24 protein-coding genes are annotated in these 19,714 nt (G+C 70.0%); 9 read left to right on the top strand and 15 right to left on the bottom strand.

Annotated features, from left to right (window positions below; genetic code table 11):
• Positions 1-7 precede the first annotated feature (7 nt).
• Entirely contained in the window at positions 8-1,471 is a 1,464-nt protein-coding gene (locus KIK09_RS12855; RefSeq protein WP_214319270.1) for a protein kinase domain-containing protein, read from the top strand.
• A gap of 83 nt (positions 1,472-1,554) precedes the next feature.
• On the top strand, positions 1,555-3,387 hold the full coding sequence (gene pknB / locus KIK09_RS12850; protein WP_214319260.1) for a Stk1 family PASTA domain-containing Ser/Thr kinase: 1,833 nt from the start codon (positions 1,555-1,557) through the stop codon (positions 3,385-3,387).
• Positions 3,388-3,472: 85 nt separating this feature from the next.
• On the opposite strand, the gene KIK09_RS12845 is transcribed toward pknB, so the two are convergent.
• Genes KIK09_RS12845 through KIK09_RS12835 form a run of 3 tightly spaced genes read right to left on the bottom strand, consistent with a single transcriptional unit; the run spans position 3,473 to position 4,890 of the window.
• On the bottom strand, positions 3,473-4,045 hold the full coding sequence (locus KIK09_RS12845) for an anthranilate synthase component II (protein WP_214319252.1): 573 nt from the start codon (positions 4,043-4,045) through the stop codon (positions 3,473-3,475).
• Positions 4,042-4,200, bottom strand: coding sequence for a hypothetical protein (locus KIK09_RS12840; RefSeq protein ID WP_214319251.1), 159 nt, complete (start codon positions 4,198-4,200; stop codon positions 4,042-4,044). Before KIK09_RS12840 ends, KIK09_RS12845 begins: the two co-directional genes overlap by 4 nt.
• Before the next feature lie 3 nt (positions 4,201-4,203).
• Positions 4,204-4,890: a class E sortase gene (locus KIK09_RS12835; RefSeq protein WP_214319249.1), complete on the bottom strand. Its 687-nt coding sequence runs from the start codon at positions 4,888-4,890 to the stop codon at positions 4,204-4,206.
• A gap of 94 nt (positions 4,891-4,984) precedes the next feature.
• Here KIK09_RS12835 and KIK09_RS12830 point away from each other — a divergent pair, with 94 nt between their 5' ends.
• Positions 4,985-5,230, top strand: a complete 246-nt coding sequence (locus tag KIK09_RS12830; RefSeq protein WP_214319637.1) for a cell division protein CrgA — start codon at positions 4,985-4,987, stop codon at positions 5,228-5,230.
• A gap of 41 nt (positions 5,231-5,271) precedes the next feature.
• Here the strand turns inward: KIK09_RS12830 and KIK09_RS12825 are convergent, their stop codons facing one another.
• Positions 5,272-6,135: a rhomboid family intramembrane serine protease gene (locus tag KIK09_RS12825; RefSeq protein WP_214319247.1), complete on the bottom strand. Its 864-nt coding sequence runs from the start codon at positions 6,133-6,135 to the stop codon at positions 5,272-5,274.
• A gap of 59 nt (positions 6,136-6,194) precedes the next feature.
• Entirely contained in the window at positions 6,195-6,734 is a 540-nt protein-coding gene (locus tag KIK09_RS12820; protein ID WP_308164054.1) for a peptidylprolyl isomerase, read from the bottom strand.
• Between the two features lie 184 nt (positions 6,735-6,918).
• Here KIK09_RS12820 and KIK09_RS12815 point away from each other — a divergent pair, with 184 nt between their 5' ends.
• Both KIK09_RS12815 and KIK09_RS12810 read left to right on the top strand, forming a co-directional pair.
• Complete coding sequence (locus KIK09_RS12815; RefSeq protein WP_214319245.1) at positions 6,919-7,371, top strand: hypothetical protein; 453 nt, start codon at positions 6,919-6,921, stop codon at positions 7,369-7,371.
• An 89-nt stretch (positions 7,372-7,460) separates the two neighbouring features.
• On the top strand, positions 7,461-8,531 hold the full coding sequence (locus tag KIK09_RS12810; RefSeq protein ID WP_214319243.1) for an Rv3169 family protein: 1,071 nt from the start codon (positions 7,461-7,463) through the stop codon (positions 8,529-8,531).
• Here KIK09_RS12810 and KIK09_RS12805 read toward each other — a convergent pair.
• The gene (locus KIK09_RS12805; protein ID WP_214319241.1) at positions 8,518-9,003 is read right to left on the bottom strand and encodes a hypothetical protein; all 486 of its coding nucleotides are present in this window, start codon (positions 9,001-9,003) and stop codon (positions 8,518-8,520) included. The genes KIK09_RS12810 and KIK09_RS12805 overlap by 14 nt on opposite strands.
• Positions 9,004-9,124: 121 nt before the next feature.
• Between KIK09_RS12805 and KIK09_RS12800 the strand changes: the two genes are divergently transcribed.
• Genes KIK09_RS12800 through KIK09_RS12790 form a run of 3 tightly spaced genes read left to right on the top strand, consistent with a single transcriptional unit; the run spans position 9,125 to position 11,458 of the window.
• Complete coding sequence (locus tag KIK09_RS12800; RefSeq protein WP_214319239.1) at positions 9,125-9,796, top strand: response regulator transcription factor; 672 nt, start codon at positions 9,125-9,127, stop codon at positions 9,794-9,796.
• Positions 9,793-11,031: an ATP-binding protein gene (locus tag KIK09_RS12795; protein ID WP_214319237.1), complete on the top strand. Its 1,239-nt coding sequence runs from the start codon at positions 9,793-9,795 to the stop codon at positions 11,029-11,031. The genes KIK09_RS12800 and KIK09_RS12795 overlap by 4 nt, the downstream gene beginning before the upstream one ends.
• Positions 11,032-11,077: 46 nt before the next feature.
• Positions 11,078-11,458, top strand: a complete 381-nt coding sequence (locus KIK09_RS12790; RefSeq protein WP_214319235.1) for a Rieske (2Fe-2S) protein — start codon at positions 11,078-11,080, stop codon at positions 11,456-11,458.
• Here KIK09_RS12790 and KIK09_RS12785 read toward each other — a convergent pair.
• The 8 genes from KIK09_RS12785 to KIK09_RS12750 all read right to left on the bottom strand — a co-directional run bounded on the left by KIK09_RS12785 (position 11,445) and on the right by KIK09_RS12750 (position 17,302).
• On the bottom strand, positions 11,445-12,155 hold the full coding sequence (locus KIK09_RS12785) for a GNAT family N-acetyltransferase (RefSeq protein WP_214319229.1): 711 nt from the start codon (positions 12,153-12,155) through the stop codon (positions 11,445-11,447). The genes KIK09_RS12790 and KIK09_RS12785 overlap by 14 nt on opposite strands.
• 11 nt (positions 12,156-12,166) lie before the next feature.
• Positions 12,167-12,529 (bottom strand): hypothetical protein, encoded by a 363-nt coding sequence (locus KIK09_RS12780; protein ID WP_214319228.1) that lies wholly within the window; start codon positions 12,527-12,529, stop codon positions 12,167-12,169.
• A complete protein-coding gene (locus tag KIK09_RS12775) occupies positions 12,526-12,867 on the bottom strand; it encodes an SgcJ/EcaC family oxidoreductase (protein ID WP_214319227.1) in 342 nt (113 codons plus the stop codon). The genes KIK09_RS12780 and KIK09_RS12775 overlap by 4 nt, the downstream gene beginning before the upstream one ends.
• A gap of 114 nt (positions 12,868-12,981) precedes the next feature.
• Entirely contained in the window at positions 12,982-13,566 is a 585-nt protein-coding gene (locus KIK09_RS12770; protein ID WP_214319226.1) for a PadR family transcriptional regulator, read from the bottom strand.
• A 38-nt stretch (positions 13,567-13,604) separates the two neighbouring features.
• Positions 13,605-14,384 (bottom strand): MBL fold metallo-hydrolase, encoded by a 780-nt coding sequence (locus KIK09_RS12765; RefSeq protein ID WP_214319225.1) that lies wholly within the window; start codon positions 14,382-14,384, stop codon positions 13,605-13,607.
• 7 nt (positions 14,385-14,391) lie between these two features.
• Positions 14,392-15,033 (bottom strand): response regulator transcription factor, encoded by a 642-nt coding sequence (locus KIK09_RS12760; protein ID WP_214319224.1) that lies wholly within the window; start codon positions 15,031-15,033, stop codon positions 14,392-14,394.
• Complete coding sequence (locus tag KIK09_RS12755) at positions 15,024-16,136, bottom strand: sensor histidine kinase (protein ID WP_308164053.1); 1,113 nt, start codon at positions 16,134-16,136, stop codon at positions 15,024-15,026. Before KIK09_RS12755 ends, KIK09_RS12760 begins: the two co-directional genes overlap by 10 nt.
• The gene (locus tag KIK09_RS12750) at positions 16,133-17,302 is read right to left on the bottom strand and encodes an MFS transporter (protein ID WP_308164052.1); all 1,170 of its coding nucleotides are present in this window, start codon (positions 17,300-17,302) and stop codon (positions 16,133-16,135) included. Before KIK09_RS12750 ends, KIK09_RS12755 begins: the two co-directional genes overlap by 4 nt.
• A gap of 495 nt (positions 17,303-17,797) precedes the next feature.
• Here KIK09_RS12750 and KIK09_RS12745 point away from each other — a divergent pair, with 495 nt between their 5' ends.
• Positions 17,798-18,358 (top strand): P-loop nucleotide/nucleoside kinase family protein, encoded by a 561-nt coding sequence (locus KIK09_RS12745; RefSeq protein ID WP_214319220.1) that lies wholly within the window; start codon positions 17,798-17,800, stop codon positions 18,356-18,358.
• Here the strand turns inward: KIK09_RS12745 and pdxR are convergent.
• The gene (pdxR, locus tag KIK09_RS12740) at positions 18,289-19,659 is read right to left on the bottom strand and encodes a MocR-like pyridoxine biosynthesis transcription factor PdxR (protein WP_214319219.1); all 1,371 of its coding nucleotides are present in this window, start codon (positions 19,657-19,659) and stop codon (positions 18,289-18,291) included. The two genes, KIK09_RS12745 and pdxR, sit on opposite strands and share 70 nt — an antisense overlap.
• Between the last annotated feature and the right edge of the window lie 55 nt (positions 19,660-19,714).

Raw genomic sequence — 19,714 nt, 5'->3', positions numbered from 1 at the left:
GAGCCGCATGCGGCTGGGTAACCGCTACCTCCTGGTCTCCCGCATCGCCGTCGGCGGTATGGGGGAGGTCTGGCGTGCCCGCGACGAGCTGCTCGGCCGCGAGGTCGCCGTCAAGGTGCTGCGTAGTCACATCTCCGCCGACCCCAGCTTCCTCGGCCGTTTCCGCAACGAGGCGCGGATCACCGCGGGGCTGTCCGACCCCGGCATCGCCCAGGTCTTCGACTACGGCGAGCAGCACGACCTGGCCTACCTGGTGATGGAGCTGGTGCAGGGCGAGCCGCTGTCGGCGATCCTGGCGCGCAACGGCTCGCTCGGCCCCGACGTGGCGCTGGACGTGGTCCACCAGACGGCCAAGGCGCTGCACACCGCGCACGCCTCGGGGATCATCCACCGCGACGTCAAGCCGGGCAACCTGCTGGTCACCCGCGACGGCGTCATCAAGGTCACCGACTTCGGCATCGCCAGGGCGCTGGAGGCCGCCCCGGTCACGCAGACCGGCACCGTGCTCGGCACCGCCCAGTACGTCAGCCCCGAGCAGGCCCAGGGCATCCAGCTCACGCCCGCCACGGACCTGTACTCGCTGGGCGTGGTGGCCTACGAGTGCCTGGCGGGACGCACGCCGTTCCGCGCCGACAGCCAGGTCGCGATCGCGCTGCAGCACCTGAACGAGCCGCCGCCCCCGCTGGGCGTGGACGTGCCGCCGCCGGTGCGCGAGCTGGTGATGGCGCTGCTGTCGAAGGACCCCGCGCGCCGGCCGGGCTCGGCCCGCGAGGTGGCCGACAGGGCCTTCGTGCTGCGCGACTCGCTCTCGGCCGCGCAAGCAAGTACCGAGCTCAGCATGCTGACCGACCCCTCCGGGTTCCGGGCCCGCCCGCCGTACTCCGACGAGGCGGACACGCAGGCCTACCGCGACCCCGAGCTGCGGCCGTACAGCGGGCCGTCCGCCAGGACCGACCCCGGCCCGTACGGCATGCCGTCCGCGCCGACCGAGTCGGGGGTGTACGGCGCAGCCCACGCTCCGACGCACGTCGAGACCGCGCCCGCGGCCGGGAGCGTGGCCCCGCGCAGGCGGGGCAGGCGAGCGTTCGCGCTGGTCGCGACGGCGGGAGCGGTGGCCGCGGTGGGGCTGAGCGTGATCTCGATGTCGCAGCAGAGCTCGCAGCAGACGCCCGAGGTCGCCGATCCGTCCGATTCGGCGGTCCAGAGCCCGCTGCAGAAGCCGTCGAGGATCAAACCACCAACTCGGCGACCCAGTGTGGTTCCGGCCAAGTCGACGCGGCCGGTAGCCTCACGGTCGGCTACGGTAAGCAAGTCGGCAACTCCGACCCACAAGCCGACGCCTACACCGACCAAGACAACCAGGACCCCGACTCCGACACCAACCCCCACGCCCACCACGACACCGACAACTCCGACACCGACGGCCACGCCGGGCCCGGGTGACACAAACCCGCCAAAGGAGAAGACGTGATGCGCCTCGGGGTCGATGATGGACACCGGCGGCCCCCCGAGCAGGCCGGTACCCCAGATGAACGGTAAGGGACAGTGCAGGAAATGACTCAGCCTCGGCTACTCGGAGGTCGCTACGAGCTCGACGGTGTCGTCGGGCGCGGCGGCATGGCCGAGGTGTATCGTGCCCGAGACATCCGGCTGGACCGAATTGTCGCGATCAAGACCCTCCGGTCGGACCTGGCGCGAGACCACACCTTCCAGGCCCGTTTCCGCCGTGAAGCCCAATCCGCGGCGTCGCTGAACCACCCGGCCGTGGTCGCGGTCTACGACACCGGCGAGGACACCACCGACGGCGCCCCCGTGCCCTACATCGTGATGGAGTACGTCGACGGGCGGACGCTGCGCGACCTGCTGCGCCAGGATCGGCGGCTGCTGCCCGAGCGCGCGGTCGAGCTGGTCGACGGCATCCTGCGGGCGCTGGACTACAGCCACCGCGGTGGCATCGTGCACCGCGACATCAAGCCGGCCAACGTGATGATCACCCGCGCCGGCGACGTGAAGGTGATGGACTTCGGCATCGCCAGGGCGATGGCCGACTCGGCCGCCACGATGACGCAGACCGCGCAGGTGATAGGGACAGCGCAGTACCTGTCGCCCGAGCAGGCGCGCGGTGAGCGGGTCGACGCGCGCAGCGACATCTACTCCACCGGTTGCGTGCTCTACGAGCTGCTGACCGGCCAGCCGCCGTTCACCGGCGACTCCCCCGTCGCGATCGCCTACCAGCACGTGCGCGAGGAGCCGATCCCGCCGTCGCAGATCGACCCGGAGATCCCGCCGTGGGCCGACGCGATCGTGCTCAAGGCGATGGCCAAGGACCCGGCGCACCGCTACCAGAGCGCGGGCGAGATGCGCGCCGACATCCAGCGGGCGATGTCCGGCATGCCGACCGACGCCGCGACGATGGCGCTGACCAACCAGCACGGCGCCGGCACCCGGATGATGACGGCCACCCAGTCGGCCTCGGGGCCCGCCACCCAGCGCACGACCTCGGTCCCGCCGTACGAGTACGGCGAGGGAGGTGGGCGCGGCGGTCGCAGACGCGCCGCCTCCAGCGGCAACAAGGCGCTCAAGACCGCGCTGTGGATCATCATCCCACTGCTGGTCATCGGCGCGTTCATCGGCATCGGCTACGCCTTCCTCGGTTCCAAGGGCACGCCGGAGACGACGCTCAAGGTGCCCGAGTTGGCCCAGCAGGACGTCAAGTACGCTCAGCAGCAGCTGACCAACATGAAGCTCAAGCCCGTGGTGGTCGAGGAGTACAACGACGAGGCCGCCAAGGGCACCGTGATCAGCACGGACCCGCCCGCGAACACCGCGGTGGCCGAGGGCCAGACGGTCACGCTGAAGGTCTCCAAGGGCGTGGAGAAGGTCAAGGTGCCCGACGGGCTGATCGGCCAGTCGGTCGATGATGCCAAGACGGCGCTGGAGGCTGCCAACCTCACCGGCGTGGTCAAGTACAAGCTGTCGGGCAAGCCGCAGGGCAAGGTCATAGAAACCGACCCGAAGGCGGGCGAGAGCCTGGACAAGGGCGGCACGGTCACGCTCTACGTGCCCAAGCAGCTGACCGCGGTTCCGGCCGTGACGAACCTGACCCAGCAGGACGCGACCAACATGCTCAAGTCCGCCGGGTTCAAGGTCAAGGCGGTCCCGCAGGCGAACGACCAGCCCAAGGGCACGGTCATCCAGCAGAACCCGCCGGAGGGCACCAAGCTGCCGCCCGGCACGACCATCACGATCGTGGTCTCGACCGGTCCTGAGGCGCAGCCGACGGACCAGCCGACCGATCAGCCCACGGACCAGCCGACGGACCAGCCAACGCTGCCCACGGACGAGCCCACGCAGGACGACGGCGGGGACGGCAACCCGCTGGGCTGACGCGCAAAAGACGAAAGCGCCCCCGCCGCTCGGGGGCGACGGCGGGGGACGCTCACTAGATGAGTCGTTCTCCGCCGCTTTCGTGTTACACGAGGGCGTTCAGCCAGTTGCCCAGCAGCCGGTGGCCGTGCTCCGACAGCACGGACTCGGGATGGAACTGGATGCCCTCCACGGGCGCCGTACGGTGGCGCAGGCCCATGATGACGCCGTCGGCGGTCTTCGCGGTCACCTCGAGCTCATCGGGCACGCTGTCGGGCAGCACGGCCAGCGAGTGGTAACGGGTCATCCGCACCGGCGACGGCAGTTGCTCGAAGACGCCGCGGCCGTCGTGCTCGACCTGGCTGGTGCGCCCGTGGACGAGTTCGGGCGCGCGGGCCACGACGCCGCCGTAGGCGACCGCGATGGCCTGGTGGCCCAGGCAGACCCCGAGCAGCGGCAGGTCGCGCTCGGCGCAGTAGTGGACCAGCGGCACGCTCACCCCCGCCGCCTCGGGCGTGCCGGGGCCCGGGCTCACCAGCACGCCGTCGAATCCGTCGGCGTCGTCCACCTGGACGTCGTCGCGGGGCCGGACGTCGCACGCGGCGCCCAGCGCACGCAGGTACTGCACGATCGTGTGGACGAAGCTGTCGTGGTTGTCCACGACCAGGACGCGGGTCATTTCTTGACGGTCACCTCATCGAGCGGCACCGCTGGCTCCAGCAGCGGGAAGACCGCATACCAGAGTACGGCCACCACCACGGCGAGGAGCACCGCGGTCAGCAGCAGCTTGACGGCGAGCTTTCCCGGCAGTTTCCGCCACAGCCACGCGTACATCGCTCATTCCTCCCTGGGCTCGGTCTTCTTCAGCACGCCGTACACGATCAGGCGCTGGGCGGCGGAGTACTCGGGATGGCACGTGGTGAGCGTGATGTAGGCCCGGATCGGTCGGATGTCGGGTTTGCCGGGGACGGGGGCGGTCACGTCCAGGTCCCCTGGGTCGACGATGTCCTGGGAGGTGACCCGGTAGATGTAGCGGGCCCGGCGGGTATCGACGATGATCTCGTCGTCGCGCTTCAGCTCGTTGATCCGGTTGAAGGGCGCGCCGTAGGTGGTCCGGTGTCCTGAGACCACGAAGTTGCCCACCTTGCCGGGCATCGCCGAGCCTGGTTTGTGGCCTGGCCCCTGCTTGAGGTTCTCCGTGTCCACACCCTCGACCACGGCGTACTTGTAGTCGTTGCCGAGTCTGGGGATGCGGAGCATGGCCACCGCGCCGCCGAGCTTGATCTTGTTCAGCTTGCCGTCATCGGGTTTGGCCGGATCGTCCTGCCGGTCCTCCGCCAGCTGTTGCTGCAGGACCAGCTGCATGCGTGCGGTGTAGGCGCCGGTTCCCCACAGCAGGTAAGCGCAGAAGAGGAGCATGACCACGCCCCCCGTGATAGCCAGCTCCCCTACGCTCCGTAGCAGTACCCTCACGCTGTCAAGAGTATGGCGGCTTGATCGGATCGTCCGGGATCGCCATCTCATGCGCGTGGCGACTATCCTGGGGACCGCTTCAACTACGCTTAACGAAGAGCCTGTGGACGATCCGGAAGCCCAGGCCCTCAGCAGGAGTTACCCAGTGCCCAAGTCCAAGGCCCGCAAGAAGGCGGTATACACCCCGCCGCAGAAGTCCCAGCAGGTCAAGGTCAGCCCGCGATGGCTGGCACCGACCATGGTGGCTGCATGGATCATCGGCATCCTGTGGATCGCCGTGTACTACGTGGCTCCGCAGACCCCCTTCATCGGCGACCTCCAGCAGTGGAATCTGCTGATCGGGTTCGTATTCATCATCTTCGGTGTGGTGCTTTCCACCCGCTGGCGTTAGTTCTTTCCACAGTCTTTTCCACACCCTGGGGAAGGACGCGGCTAGCCCAGGCTGCTGAGGATCATCGAGGTTCGCAGGACCGCCAGTCCCGCCAGGATGGCGAACATCCCCACCAGCGCCAGCACCTGCCAGAACGTCCTGTTCGGCTTCGGGGCGTAGGCCAGCGCGGCGGCCAGCACCGTTCCGGTGATCAGGCCGCCGACGTGGCCCGTCCAGCTGATGTTGAGCCCGGGCAGGAACGTGATCACCAGGTTGATCACGATGAGCACGGCGATGCCGCGCACGTCGAGGTTCAGCCTGCGCCCGACCACGAAGATGGCGCCGAACAGGCCGAAGATGGCCCCTGACGCGCCCACGGTGATCGCGGCCACCGGGTCGACCCAGTAGCCGAGGACCGAGCCGCCCAGCGCGCTGAGCAGGTAGATGGCCAGGTAGCGGGTGTGGCCGAAGGCGCGCTCCAGGTAGGGGCCGACGACGTACAGCGCCCAGCTGTTGAACAGGATGTGGAAAACTCCGCCGTGCACGAACGCGGCGGTGATCAGGCGGTAGTAGTCCTCGCGAACCGCGACCGCGAGGGGCCACATCTGCAGCCGCGCCGTGACTGTCTCGCCCATCAGGTACTGCGCGGCGAACACGATCACGTTGATCGCCAGGATCGCCCAGGTCACGTACGGCGTGCCGACCACCTTGCCGCCCAGGGCGGACCTGGCCTGCCGTACTCCCCTGTTGCCTTCCGCGACGCATTCGGGGCACTGGAAGCCGACCGAGGCGTCGTTCATGCAGTCAGGGCAGATGGGGCGGTCGCAGCGCTGGCAGCGGACCCAGGTTTCCTTGTCCGGGTGCCGGTAGCACGTCGGCACCTGCTCCGACGGCTGCGGGGTGGGGCTCGGCGGCTGGCTGGTCATGACCGCAGCCTATGGCCTGGCGGAGCCTACCGCGTTCCGCCAGGCCACAGGCGGCCGGCTCAGGCCTGGGACCGGTCGATGGTCACCGACTCGAGGACCACGTCCTGGGCGGGACGGTCGTTGCGGCCGGTGCGGACCTTGGAGATCTCGTCGACCACGTTCTTGCCCTCGATGACCTCACCGAAGATGGTGTGGCCCTGGTTGAGATGGGACTGGGCGCTCACGGTGATGAAGAACTGCGAGCCGTTGGTGCCCCGGCCCATCCGCTTGCCCGCGTTGGCCATGGCAAGCAGGTAGGGGCGGTTGAAGTTGTTCTGGGCGTGGATCTCGTCGTCGAAGTCGTAGCCGGGGCCGCCGATGCCCTGGCCGAGCGGGTCGCCGCCCTGGATCATGAAGCCCTGGATGACGCGATGGAAGATCGTGCCGTTGTACAGCGACGTGCCCGACTGCTTCTCACCCGACTCCGGGTGGGTCCAGTCGCGGGTGCCTTCGGCGAGTTCCACGAAGTTCGCGACGGTCTCCGGGGCGAGCTCGGGAAAGAGCTTGATCCGGATGAGACCGTGGTTTGTCTGCAGATTTGCGATCAGCTTCTCAGCCACGAGACAGCTGCCCCCCTCTAGGTACAGGGTTGGTTTGTGATGTTTTGATGACTACGGCCGTTGGGCCTTCCGGCCATCCTCCCACGCGCTGCCATGATTGAGCCGCCTTGTACCGGGAAGGTCACGCTCCGGGGCCCCAACGACAGGGGAGGTTGTCGTGTCCCTGACACTAAGAAGACGCCGCGTGGCCAAGGAGATTCCCGCCACGTGGATGGGCCGGATGAAGGCCCAGGCAATGAGATCCGGCAAACGCATCCGGCCGATGGCGGATCAGGCCAAGCTGGTCACCGCCCACCGCTTCGAGGAAGCCCGCTACTGGGCAGCGCCGAGGCTGGAGGAGGCCGCGCACCGGGTCGAGGACGAGATCGCGCCCAAGGTCAGTCGCATGATGACCAAGGCCGCGAAGAAGATCGACCCGACGCCGCCCAAATCGCGGCGCTGGCCGGTGATCGTGCTGATGACCGGCGTGGCGGTCGGCGGAATGGGATACCTGTTCTACCGCCGCAATGCTCAGCAGTGGACCGAGCACATGAAGGACTCCGCCTCAGATGCCTCTCAGTGGGTCGACGACAGAGCGGAGAAGACCGCCGGATCGGCGGAGAAGGTCGCGAGCAAGATCGACGACAAGATGTCGTGATTTTTCGCGAGAAAGTGCGCCCCCTCCCTCAGAGGATGGGGCGCACTTTTTCGTTGACCTGAAACCAAGCGCTTGCTACAACGAGCGGCATGACCCTGTCACCGCTCGACGACTACCCCATCCATCAGGCCCCTCAGGTCATGCGACACGTGGCCACGTCCGACCGCAACTTCTACGACCGGTACTACTTCAATTGCCACGCCGGTGACGACCGGCTCATGCTGATCGTGGGGGTCGGCCAGTACCCCAACCTCGGCGTCACCGACGCCTTCGCCTGCGTCCGCACGCCCGACCTGCACCGCGTCGTGCGCGCCTCCCGCGAGCTGGGCGCCGACCGGATGGACACCGGGGTCGGCCCCTTCCGGGTGGAGGTCCTCGAAGGGCTCAAGCGGCTCCGGGTGGTCCTGGAGCCCGGCGAGCATGGCCTGTCCTTCGACCTCACCTGGGAGGGGACGATCCCCGCGACACTGGAGCCACGGCACTTCATCCGCTGGCAGGAGAGAGTCGTCTTCGACTCGGTACGGCTGGCGCAGACCGGCCGCTGGTCCGGAAATATCAGGCTCGGCACGGAGGACATCCAGGTCACTCCGGACCGCTGGCAGGGAACCCGCGACCGGTCCTGGGGCATCAGACCGGTCGGCGAGCCTGAGCCGCCCGGCATCCAGGTCAAGAACCCGGGCACGTTCTACTGGCTGTACGCACCCATGCAGTTCGACGACCACGCGATCCTGTGCATCGTCCAGGAGGACGAGCAGGGCCGCAGGGTCCTGGAGGAGGCCACCAGAGTGTGGGCCGACGGCCGCGAGGAGTACCTGGGCCGCCCCGAATACCATCCCGTGTACGCCCCCGGCACCCGCGACGTCGTCGAGGCGACCATCACCTTCGGCAAGCTCGAGGTGACCTGCACCCCGCTCCTGCCCGTGCACCTGATGGTGGGCACGGGCTACGGCCTGGAGCCCGACTGGAAGCACGGGATGTACCAGGGCGTGGGACCGGTGGTGCAGGGCGTCACTTACCGGCTGCCAGACGACGCCGCCCGGATGTGGGGCATGGTCGACGCCGTCGGCCGCTTCGAGTACGACGGGCAGGTGGGACACGGGCTGTTCGAGTACTGGGCCCTCGGGCCGCACCCCTCCTTCGACGGGGCTACTGGTCCTTGACGCACTTCACGGTGAAGGCCTTGCCCACGCCGTCCTTCGGCGGGACGCCGGCGGCGTCGAGCCTCTGCGTGACCTTGCCGTCCTCCTGCTTCATCATGAAGCCACCCTCGGCCTTCTCGCCAGGCTGCGTCTCGGTCGCGGCGAACGACTGGATCTCCGCGGCACCGGCGGTCGGCGTGGGAGCACCGGAGGGAAGGGTGGTGGCGGGAGTGGCGGGAGAGGCCATGACCGCGCCGGGGGGCGGCAGGTCGGAGGGGTCGCCCTGCTTGATCTTGCCGTCCTTGTCGATCGTGACCGGGACGGCGGCCTGCAGGTGGAGGGTCTGGCCGTCGCTGGTCGTGCAGGTGACCGTGCCGTCGACCGCGCCCGGGTCGTCGGCGCTGTTGTTGGCGGCGGCCAGCGCCGATCCGCCCAGGCCCGCCAGGGCCAGGAAACCGGCAGCCCCGAGGATCACGATGCGTCGCTTGAACATGGATTCTCCTGTCTCGTCGGTGGAACGCCCACAGACTGGCCCGCCGTACCTGAAGTGATCCTGAAGGCGGCCTAAATGATCTTCAGGTTGGCTTTAGGTGCCGTGTAGGACTCTGGGTGGCGTGCGAGTGCTATTGGTGGAGGACGAGCAGCGGCTGGCCGATCTGGTCAAGGGCGGGCTGGCGGGCGAGGGGTTCGCCGTCGACGTGGCCTACGACGGGCGCGACGGCCTGTGGATGGCCAGCGAGAACCCCTACGACGTGATCGTCCTGGACGTGATGCTGCCCAGGCTGAACGGGTACGCGATCTGCTCGCGGCTGCGCGAGCAGGGCAACTGGACGCCGATCATGATGCTCACCGCCAAGGACGGCGTCCACGACGAGGCCGAGGCCCTCGACACCGGCGCCGACGACTACCTGGCCAAGCCCTTCTCCTACGTGGTGCTGCTGGCCAGGCTCAGGGCCCTGGTACGGCGGGGCGGCCAGGAGCGGCCCGTCTCCATCACGGTCGGCGACCTGGTGATCGACCCGGCCGGGCTGCGCTGCCGCAGGGGCGAGAAGGAGATCGCGCTGACGCCGAAGGAGTTCGCCGTGCTGCACGGGCTGGCGCGGCGCGCCGGCCAGGTGGTGTCCAAGAGCGAGCTGCTCGCCCAGGCCTGGGACTTCTCCTACGACGGCGACCCGAACATCGTCGAGGTCTACATCAGCGCGCTGCGCCGCAAGATCGACCAGCCGTTCGGCAGGTCGAGCCTGGTGACCGTGCGCGGGGCCGGATACCGGCTGGAGGCGGAATGAGATCGCTGCGGGTGCGCGCGACGCTGGCGGCCACCCTGGTCGTGGCCGTGGCGCTGGGCATCGCGGCGGCCGTGCTGGTCGCGACGCTGCGCGCCAACCTGAGGGACAGCTTCGACGCCGAGGCGGCCAGGCGCGCGGTGCTGGCGGCGCCGCTGGTGATCCAGGGCTACGCGGCCAAGACCAAGCCCGCGGCGGGGGCGCCGGACCCCGACGTGATCGTGGGCAAGGACGACAACGGTGCTATCGCCACCACCGTGTCGGAGGGCGCCCCTGTGACCACCTGGGCACAGCCGGCCGACTTCGCGGTGGCCAGCATGACCGTCAGCACCGAAACAGGCCCTGCCACGGTCTTCGCGCGTGCCTCGCTGCTGCCCGCCCAGGAGGCGCTCGACACGCTCAACCGCGCCCTGCTGCCGGGCATCCCCGCCCTGCTGGTGGTGGTGGCCGGGATGACGTGGTTCTCGGTGGGCCGCACGCTGGCGCCGGTGGCCTCGATCAGGGCCAAGCTCGCCCACATCACCGCCAGGGACCTGCACCAGCGCGTGCCGGTGCCGGAGTCCCAGGACGAGGTCGCCGCGCTGGCGGGGACCGTCAACGGCACCCTGGACCGGCTGGAGACGGCCGTCGAGACGCACAAGCGCTTCGTCGCCGACGCCGCCCACGAGCTGCGCTCCCCGATCGCCACGCTGCGGGCCAGGCTGGAGCTGGCCGACCCGAGCGAGCTGACGCGCGAGGCGCTGCGCGACATCGAGCGCCTGCAGGCGCTGGCCGCCGATCTGCTGATGCTGGCCCGGCTGGACGCCGGGGAGCCGCTGCTGACCGGCGAGCTGGACGTGGGCCAGGTGGCCGCCGAGGAGTCGCTGCGCCACACCACCTCCGAGGTGCGGCTCGAGCTCGACGTCCAGCCGGACGTGGTCATCCAGGGCTCGCGCGGCCACCTGGCCAGGCTGGTGATCAACCTCGTGGACAACGCCGTACGGCATGCCGCCGGGACCGTCGTGGTCCGCGTCGCGCGCGAGGGCGGCGAGGCGATCCTGGAGGTGCTGGACGACGGCCCGGGGATCCCGCCGGAGCACAGGGAGGCGGTCTTCGACCGGTTCACCAGGCTCGACGAGGCGCGGGCCAGGGACGGAGGCGGCGCGGGGCTCGGGTTGGCCATCGCGCGGGACATCGCGGTGCTCCACGGCGGCACTCTGGTGGCCCAGGACGGCGGATTTATCGCGAAATTTCCGTGAACCAAGGGACGTGTGCGATCCGTCTCGATGGTTGAAGGAGGCAACCATGCTCACACGCCGTGCACTGATCACCCGAGGCGGATTACTGGGCGCAGGAGCCGTGTTCCTGTGGCCCAAGCCGGCCGAGGCGGAGGAGGAATCCGCCAAGCCGGTGCTCGCCAGGACCAAGGACATCCGCGTTGGTGGCGGAAAGGTCGTCGGCAGCGTCGTGATCACACACCCGAAGAAGGGTGTGTTCAAGTGCTTCAGTTCCAAGTGCACCCATCAGGGCTGCACCGTCGCCACCATCAGCCACAACACGATCACCTGTCCGTGTCATGGCAGCCAGTACAGCGCGCTGACGGGTCATGTGGTCCGTGGGCCTGCTCCTCGGGCGCTGGCTCCCCGGCGGATCAAGATCTCCAAGGGGAAGATCACTCTGGCGTGAGTGCCCGCGCGTAGGTCGCGGACCGCCTGACGACCTCGAAGCCGGCTCGGCGGTAGACGCTCAGGGCTCCGGTGGGGTTGTGCGTGTCCACGCCCAGCCCCGCTGTGCCGTACCCCTGGGCCTTGAAGGCGGACAGGGCGTGTGCGAGCAGGCCGCTCGCCACGCCTCTGCCGCGCCAGCCGGCCAGCGTGCCGACGATCTGGATCCAGGCCTGGCCCTCGCGCTCGTGGGTGATCACGGCACTCACCGGGCGGCCGTCGGCCAGCGCCAGGAAGGACGAGCCGGGCAGGAAGTGCAGGTTGCCGATCATGTACTGCAGCCAGCTCTCCCTGGTGTACGGCACGCTGCGCCAGTGGTCCTGGAAGGACTCGTTGCGCACCCGCATCGCGCGGGCCGTACGGTAGCCCCAGTCCAGCAGGCGCGTGCCGTACCCCTGACCACGGTGTGCGGGGTGGACGCCTCCCCACATGCGCAGGTACGCGGGCCTGGCCGGCAGCATCGCGAAGGCCACCAGGCTGCGGCCCCGCCTGGCGGCCAGCGTGCCGCCAGGCAGGTCGAGCAGCGGGTTGGCGAGTTGCTGCGCGACGTCCTCGACGCCGTACCGCTCGCCTGTGTCGTCCTCGGCCTCCATGGCGGCCCAGAGCTCGGCCAGCGGTACGGCATCGTCCTTGGTCAGTGGTCCCCACTGCAGGCTCACGGCTCGCCAGCCTAGGCGAGCCTCGCGGAACACCCCAACTTCGCACCGATGCGGGTGATCCCCGCCATGAACCCATCCCGGGTCTTGTCCTCCAGGCCCACGAAGAACCGGTTGGCCAGCGGGACTCCCCAGCGCAGGTGCTCGGCGACGTTGTAGACCCGGTGGACGACCAGCGTGCCGCGCGGGTGGGGGGTCGCCGACCACTCGCCGCGGTACCACCAGCCGCCCTGGAAGGCGACGGCGTGGTCGCCGTTCTCCCGCTTGGGCGACGGGTGCGCCGCCCAGGCCCTGCCCAGGTCGGCCAGCACTTCGGGCCACACCTTGTCGACGGGTGCCTCGATCACGCCCGACACCTCGGCCAGCAGCTTCTTCACAGCGTGGTCACCCTGGTGTTCTGGAAGGAGGCGAAGCGCCAGCCCTCCGGCGTGCGTACCGCGGTGAACGACACGACCGAGGCGCCGTCGGAGATGACCAGGGCGACGTCGTCGGACAGGAAGCGGATCTGTGGCTGCGCCCCCTCGGGGAGCTTGATCGAGGTGGTCGCGAACAGCTCCCTGTGGGAGTCCTCGATGGCCTGGCGGCCCCGCATGTGCAGGCCGAACCAGGTGACGTAGTCGGCGTCGGCGGTGAACAGGTCGGCGTAGCCCGCGGCGTCACCCGCGTTCCACGTCTCGCCCAGCCGTACGAGCAGTTTGACGATCTCTTCGGACATGGCACAGCTCCTGTTGTCGCGGCGCCTATCCTGAGACTGCGAGTCCTGGACAGGGCAGGCGCCTTGTTCGGATTTCCGGCCGCCGGGGTGTTGGCGCACCCCGGCGGCCCTTGCTCAGCCGAGCAGGTCGGCCTTGACGGTGCCGGACCAGTCGAGCTCACCTTTCTCGATCCGCTCGATCACCTCGCGCGCCCAGTCCAGGTCGGCCTGGTGCAGGCGGCGTTCGTACTCGATCTCGAGCATAAGGATCTCGGGGAGCCCGCTGTCGACCACGGCGCGGATGTGCGCGTCGATGCCCACCAGCGCGCCCTCGAGGGTGGCCGCCCTGGCCCGCAGCGCGCGCGCCGCCTCGGACGGAGGCAGGCACCCGATCAGCGAGACCGCCGCGACGAACGCACGCCGGTCGGGATCGGGCTCCTCGAGCAGCCTTCTCAGCTGGGTCTCCAGCTGCGCTCGGCCCTCCTCGGTGATCTCGTAGACGGTCCGTTCCGGCCTTCTGCCTTCCCGGTGCGTCTCGACGGGGACGATCAGCTCGTCCCTGGCCAGCCGCTCGACCGCGTGGTACAGGCTGCGCGGCAGGCCGGTGATGTAGTCCTTGTGCGTGTCGACGATGAACCGGTGCAGCTCGTAGGGGTGGCCGGCGCGCACCGTGAGCAGGGCCAGCACCGTCAGGCCGACCAAGTCGTGGCGTCGTGCCATGTTGCCACCTCCCATATTGCATTATGCACTATACGTCGTCAGTCGAGCTGGCGGAAGGCCCGCTCCAGGGCCTGCCGTACGACCTCTTCCGGATAGGGGAAGGAACCCATGACGTCGCGCAGGCCCTCGACGTGCGCGCGCCTGGCCAGCTCCGCCACCAGGGCCAGCTCCTGCTGCTGCGCGGCCACGAAGGCGCGGTCGACCACGGCGCCGTGCCCGGGCACGATGACCGGGTCGGGGTGCTCGGCGAGCATCGTGGCGATCGTGCCCGGCCAGTCGAGCGGGTAGGAGTCGCCGAAGGCCGGCGGCGCCCCCTCCTCGACCAGGTCGCCGGCGAACAGCACGCCCGCGTCGGGCACCTCCACCACGATGTCGTTGCTGCTGTGGCCGAGCCCCAGATGGCGCAGGTGTACGGCGCGGCCGCCGATGTCCAGCGTGGCCCGGTCGGCGAAGGTCTGGTCGGGCGGCACGATCTCCACCTCGGCCACCTCGGGATACTCGCCGACCAGCTTGGCGCGCTGCTCCTCGCCGGTCTCCTCGATGTCCTCGGCGCAGCGGATGTGGCCCCAGATCTCCGCGCCGCGGAACAGCGCGTTGCCGAAGTAGTGGTCGAAGTGGGAGTGGCTGTTGACGACCGTCCAGGGACTCTGGGTGATCCGCCTGATCGCCGCGATCAGGTCCTCGGCCTCCCTGTGGGACATGCGTGTGTCGAGGACCAGGCAGTGCCCCTCCCCCACGACCAGGCCGACGTTCATGTCCAGGGACTCGTGGCGCCTGACGTAGACGCCGTCGCCGATCTCCTGCCAGGGCTCGTTCATCCGGGTGTCACTCCTCGAGATAGGTCAGCACGGCGAGCACCCTGCGGTGGCCGCCGGCGGTGGGGGGCAGGTCGAGCTTGGTGAAGATGCTCGCGATGTGCTTGGCCACGGCCGCCTCGGTGACGACGAGCCGGCGGGCGATCGAGCCGTTGGACAGCCCTTCGGCGATGAGCCCGAGCACCTCGAGCTCCCGCGGGGAGAGCCGCTGCAGCGGGGCGCGGCGGCGGCGCAGGAGCTGGCGGACCACCTCGGGGTCGACCACCGTGCCGCCCGCCGCCACCCGTTCGAGGGCGTCCACGAACTCCTTGACGTCGCCGACCCGGTCCTTGAGCAGGTATCCGACTCCGGCGCCCGTGCCTGACTCGATGAGCTCGGCGGCGTAGGTCTGCTCGACGTACTGGCTGAGCACGAGCACCGCCAGCTCCGGCCGGCCCTTGCGCAGCTCGACGGCCGCCCGCAGGCCCTCGTCGGTGAAGGCGGGCGGCATCCGCACGTCGGTCACCACCACGTCGGGCCGGTGCTCGGCCACGGCCGCGACCAGGTCCTGCGCGTCACCCACCGCGGCGACCACGGTGTGACCGAAGCGCTCCAGGAGTCCCGCCAGGCCCTCTCTCAGCAGGACCGCGTCCTCGGCGATCACTACGCGCACGGGATCTCCACTCGCACCAGGGTCGGGCCGCCCGTCGGGCTGGACAGTGACAGTCTGCCGTCCACCACTGACACGCGATCGGCCAACCCGGTCAATCCCCCTGCCGGGGTGGCCCCACCGTTGCCGTCGTCACGGATCTCCAGCACCAGCCGCCGCTTCTCAACATGTCCCATTATTTCGGCCTTTGTTGCCCCGCTGTGTTTGGCCACGTTGGTCAGCGCCTCGCTCACCACGTAGTAGGCGGCCACCTCCACGTCCTGCCCGAGCCTGTCGGGGATGTCGACCTCGACGTCGATCGGCACCGGCGAGCGTCCGGCCAGATCCCTGATCGCGGCCGGCAGCCCGCGGTCGGTCAGCACCCGCGAGTGGACGCCCCTGATGAGCTCGCGCAGCTCGGTGAGCGCCAGCTTGGCCTCCTCGTGCGCCTCGGCGACGAGCTCCTGGCCGGGCAGATCGAGCCTGGCCATGCCGAGCTTCATGCTCAGCGCGACCAGCCGCTGCTGCGCCCCGTCGTGCAGGTCCCGCTCGATCCTGCGCCGCTCCAGCTCGTAGGCGTCCACCAGGCGCGCCCGCGAGCGCAGCACCTCCTCCAGCTCCGAGTCGCGCGGCGCCAGGATCGACCTGGTCACCACGCCGCGCGCGCCCGCCCACGCCGTGATCGTGTACACCGCCACCGGCAGCAGCAGGATCCCTATCACCGACCCGGCCGCTCCCGGCCCGGGATCAGGCTGCACGACCGGCGACAGCACCAGCACCACGGGCCCGCCGATCGTGAAGCCCACCACCACCAGATCGATCCACCACAGCACCAGCAGCGCCAGCGCTCCCAGCCCCAGCTCCCTGCCGCCGGACGCGACGACCGCCCGGTCGTCCACCAGCCGCAGCCGCCACCGCTCGAACCGCCCGGCCAGCGGTACGGCCAGCACCGCCACCACGACCCCGACCACCACGAGGGTCGCCGCCCCCAGCATCCCCGCCGCCACGGCGCACACGCCCGGCACCACGCTGGCAAGCAGGTACACCAACGACCGCCACGGCCAACCGGACCGCAGGAAATCCGCGGGCCGCCGCGCGATCGCCTCAAGCGCCGTCCCCTGGCTCACCACCGCTTCATCCCCTCGATCCGCACCAGCATCGGCGGGACGGCGAGCACCAGCGCGGCCGCCACCGCCAGCACCGCCGACGTGCCCACCAGCCCGACCAGCGGGCCGGTCAGCGCCAGCCCGAACGGCATCAGGCCGAAGCTGCACAGCCACGCCACCGAACTCACCCGCCCCAGCAACTCTCCGGGAACAGCCCGCTGCAACGCCACGTCCCACCGGATCGCGAACACCTCGATCCCCACCCCCGCCAGCAGAAAAGCCCCGAACACCACCCAATCAGCCGGGAAGAACAGCAACGACAGCGGGATCAGCCCGTAGGCCATCAACGCCAGCAACGGGACCCTGGGCCGCCAGAGCATGGTGGCCAGCCCTCCGGCGAGCCCGCCGACGCCGAAGCACACCAGGGCCGTGCCGTACACCCCGTCGCCGCCGGTGACCTGGCGGCTGATGACCGGCAGCAGCACCTGTGACGGCGCCACCGTGAACATCAGCTCCACCGCCGTGAAGACCATCATCACCAGCACCCAGCGCCGCTCGCGGACGGCGGCAAGCCCCGCGACGATGTCACGCCCCAGCCTCCCGTCGCTCTTGGGTAGTTCCGGCTCGTCCAGCCCGCGGAGCAGCAGGGCCGTCCCCGCGAACGCCGCGATGGCCACGCAGAACGCCACCCTGGTCCCCACCACGGACGCGATCACCACCGACAACCCCGGCCCCGCGATGATCGCGGTCCTGATCGCGATGCTGACCAGGGCCCGCCCGGAAACCCGCTCGTCCTCGCGCAGCACCGCCCCCAGCACGGCGTTGAACGCGGGCCTGATGAACGCCTCCAGCACCCCAGCCAGGAAGATCACGGCCCCCAGCACCCACACCCGCGGCGCCACCACCAGCGCCCCCACGGCCGCGGCCTGAACCAGGTACGCGACGACCAGCACCCGGCGCCGCGGCATCCGATCGCCCCACACGCCTCCGACGAGCAGGAACAGCACCAGCCCCACGCCCCGGCAGGCCAGCACCACCCCCAGCGCCGTCGCGTCGCCCCCGGAATCGAGCACGGCGATCGTCACGGCGACGGTCAACACCTGATCCCCGAAGACGGACACGATCTGACTCACCCCCAGCACCCGGAACCCCCGATTCCGCAGTGCCGCCAGGTCAAGTCGGGTCACAGCCCTCGCATCCCAGGCAACCGCAGCCTCCTCCGAACTCGCCGCATCCGCCGCGCGTCCTTCGTCGGCTCTGCGGGGCTCGCTCTGCGCTCCAGAGCCCCCTGGACCATCTCGCCCAGGGGGATGTCGGGCCACTTCTGCCACCGCTTGGGGCGCTTGAGCCCGAGCCGCCGCTCGGCCGCCTCCTCCGCCACGGGGTCGACCGGCCCAGTGATCCCTTCGAGGATCTGCGTGGCCTGCCGCCTGTTGGCGCGGTTGGGGAACCTCTTGTTGCGCCGGATGCTCTTGCGCGAGCTCTTGTCGTTCTCGCCGTAACAGTTGCGCCGATCCTTGGTGTAGCTGAGCAGCTTCTTCTCCTGCGGACTTCTCCGTCTCTTGATGACCCCGACCTCCTTCGTCGAGCGATCATGAACGCTGTGGGGCCAAGGCTAGGCGGGCAGCCAGGTGAGCCACCAGGGGACGGGGATGTCACAGGCTCGTGTGAGGATTCGGGTCATGTTGGTGGTGATGAGTGGGCTGCCCGGCGTGGGGAAGAGCTCGATCGCCGCGGGGCTGGGGCGGCGGCTGGGCGCGCCCGTTCTGTCGGTCGATCCCGTCGAGGCGGCGATGTGGCGGGCAGGCGTGGCACGCGACCAGCCGACCGGGCTGGCCGCCTACGTCGTCGTGGAGACGCTGGCGGCCGAGATCCTGGCACTCGGGCAGGCGGTCATCGTGGACGCCGTCAACGACGTGGCGCAGGCGCGGGAGATGTGGCACGACCTGGCCGGTCGCCGCGGGGTGGCGTTGCGGTTCGTCCAGGTGGTGTGCCCGGATCCCGGCCTGCATCGGCGCAGGCTCGAGTCACGGGAGCGGGGTATCGACGGGTTCCCCGAGCCGACGTGGGCGTCGGTGGAAGCAAGGCGGGCGAACTTCGACGCGTGGGACGGGGAGCGGCTGATGCTCGATTCCCTGGCGCCGATCGACGCGAACGTCCAGCGGGCCGTGGATCACCTGACGAGGGACTCCGCGAGGAGGGAGAGCCCGGCGGGGATGTGGGAGAGGGGGATGGCGCCGTAGCCGATGACCACGCCGTGTTGGGGTGGGGGCTCGCTGGAGTAGGACTCGAGGCGCTCGACGGCCAAGCCGGCGGCCGGCCGTACCTGGAAGCCGGACGGCAGGCGGGCGCAGAGGTGCAGGCCGGCGGCCGAGGGGACGAGCTGGAAGCGGGGGTCGCGGGCGAGGGTGTCGGCGATGAGGGCGTGGCGGGCGGCGTACTCGCGGCCGGCCTTCCTGATGTGGCGGGCTAGCAGGCCCTCGTCGATGAAGCGCGCGAGTGCGGCCTGCGTGGGGACGTCGCCGTGCCAGTCGGTGACCTGTTTGGCCACGCGCAAGGCAGGGCGCAGGGAGGCGGGCGCGATCAGGAAGCCGAGCCGCAGCATGGGCAGCAGCGTCTTGGAGAAGGAGCCCACGTAGATGACGCGCCCGGCCCGGTCGAGGCTCTGCAGGGGCTCCAGGGGCCGGTCGGCGAAGCGGAACTCGGAGTCGTAGTCGTCCTCGATCACCGCCGCCCGCCGCCGCTCCGCCCAGGCCAGCAGCGCCGCGCGACGGGCCAGCGACATGGGCGTGCCGAGCGGGAACTGGTGCGACGGCGTGACGTAGACCAGCCGGGCGGAACGCGGGATGGCCGACACGTCGATGCCCTCGGCGTCGACGGGTACCCCGGCCACGCGGGCGCCGAGCGACTGGAACAGGCGGCGGGCGGGCGGGTAGCCGGGCTCCTCGACCGCGACGGTGGCGCCGGGCTCGATCAGGACCCGGCCGATCAGGTCCAGTGCCTGCTGTGCCCCGTGCGTGATGATCACGTCATCGGCCCCCGCGCGCACCGACCGACTGATCCCGATATGTCGCGCAATAGCCTCTCGTAGCGCCAAAAATCCGGAGGGATCCGCGTACCCGACCGTCCCCACCCGCAGCTCCCGGGCCACCAGCCGCCGCCAGGCGGCGACAGGAAACAGCGCGGGATCAGGCGTCCCCACCCGGAAGTCGTAGACAGCGGAATCCGGCCCCGTCATCTCCGGGATCGACCGCCAGACCGCCCGCGGCTCCACCACGCCCCGCGGCGCCGAGCGCCCCCGCACCGCCGAGGCCGCCACGAAGGTCCCCGCCCCGGCCCGCCCGACCAGGAACCCGTCGGCCACCAGCCGGTCGTAGGCCACCCCGACGGTGTTGCGCGAGACGTCGAGCCGCGCGGCCAGTTCCCTGGTCGGCGGCAGCCGATCGCCGGAGCGCAGCCGCCCGTCCAGGATCGCGTCGAGCAGCTGCCGATAGATTTGCGCCGCCAGGTCGCCGCGCCCTTCGAGGCTCACGTGGACGTCCATCTTGGCCCAATCATATTGTCAGGAATTGGCGCTTACAATATGACAAATCCACCCA

Source organism: Nonomuraea sediminis (assembly GCF_018531495.1).
In the GTDB taxonomy this organism is placed as follows: Bacteria; Actinomycetota; Actinomycetes; order Streptosporangiales; family Streptosporangiaceae; genus Nonomuraea; species Nonomuraea sediminis.
Note: the sequence above shows the minus strand (reverse complement) of the source record. Positions and strands in the feature narration are given on the sequence as shown.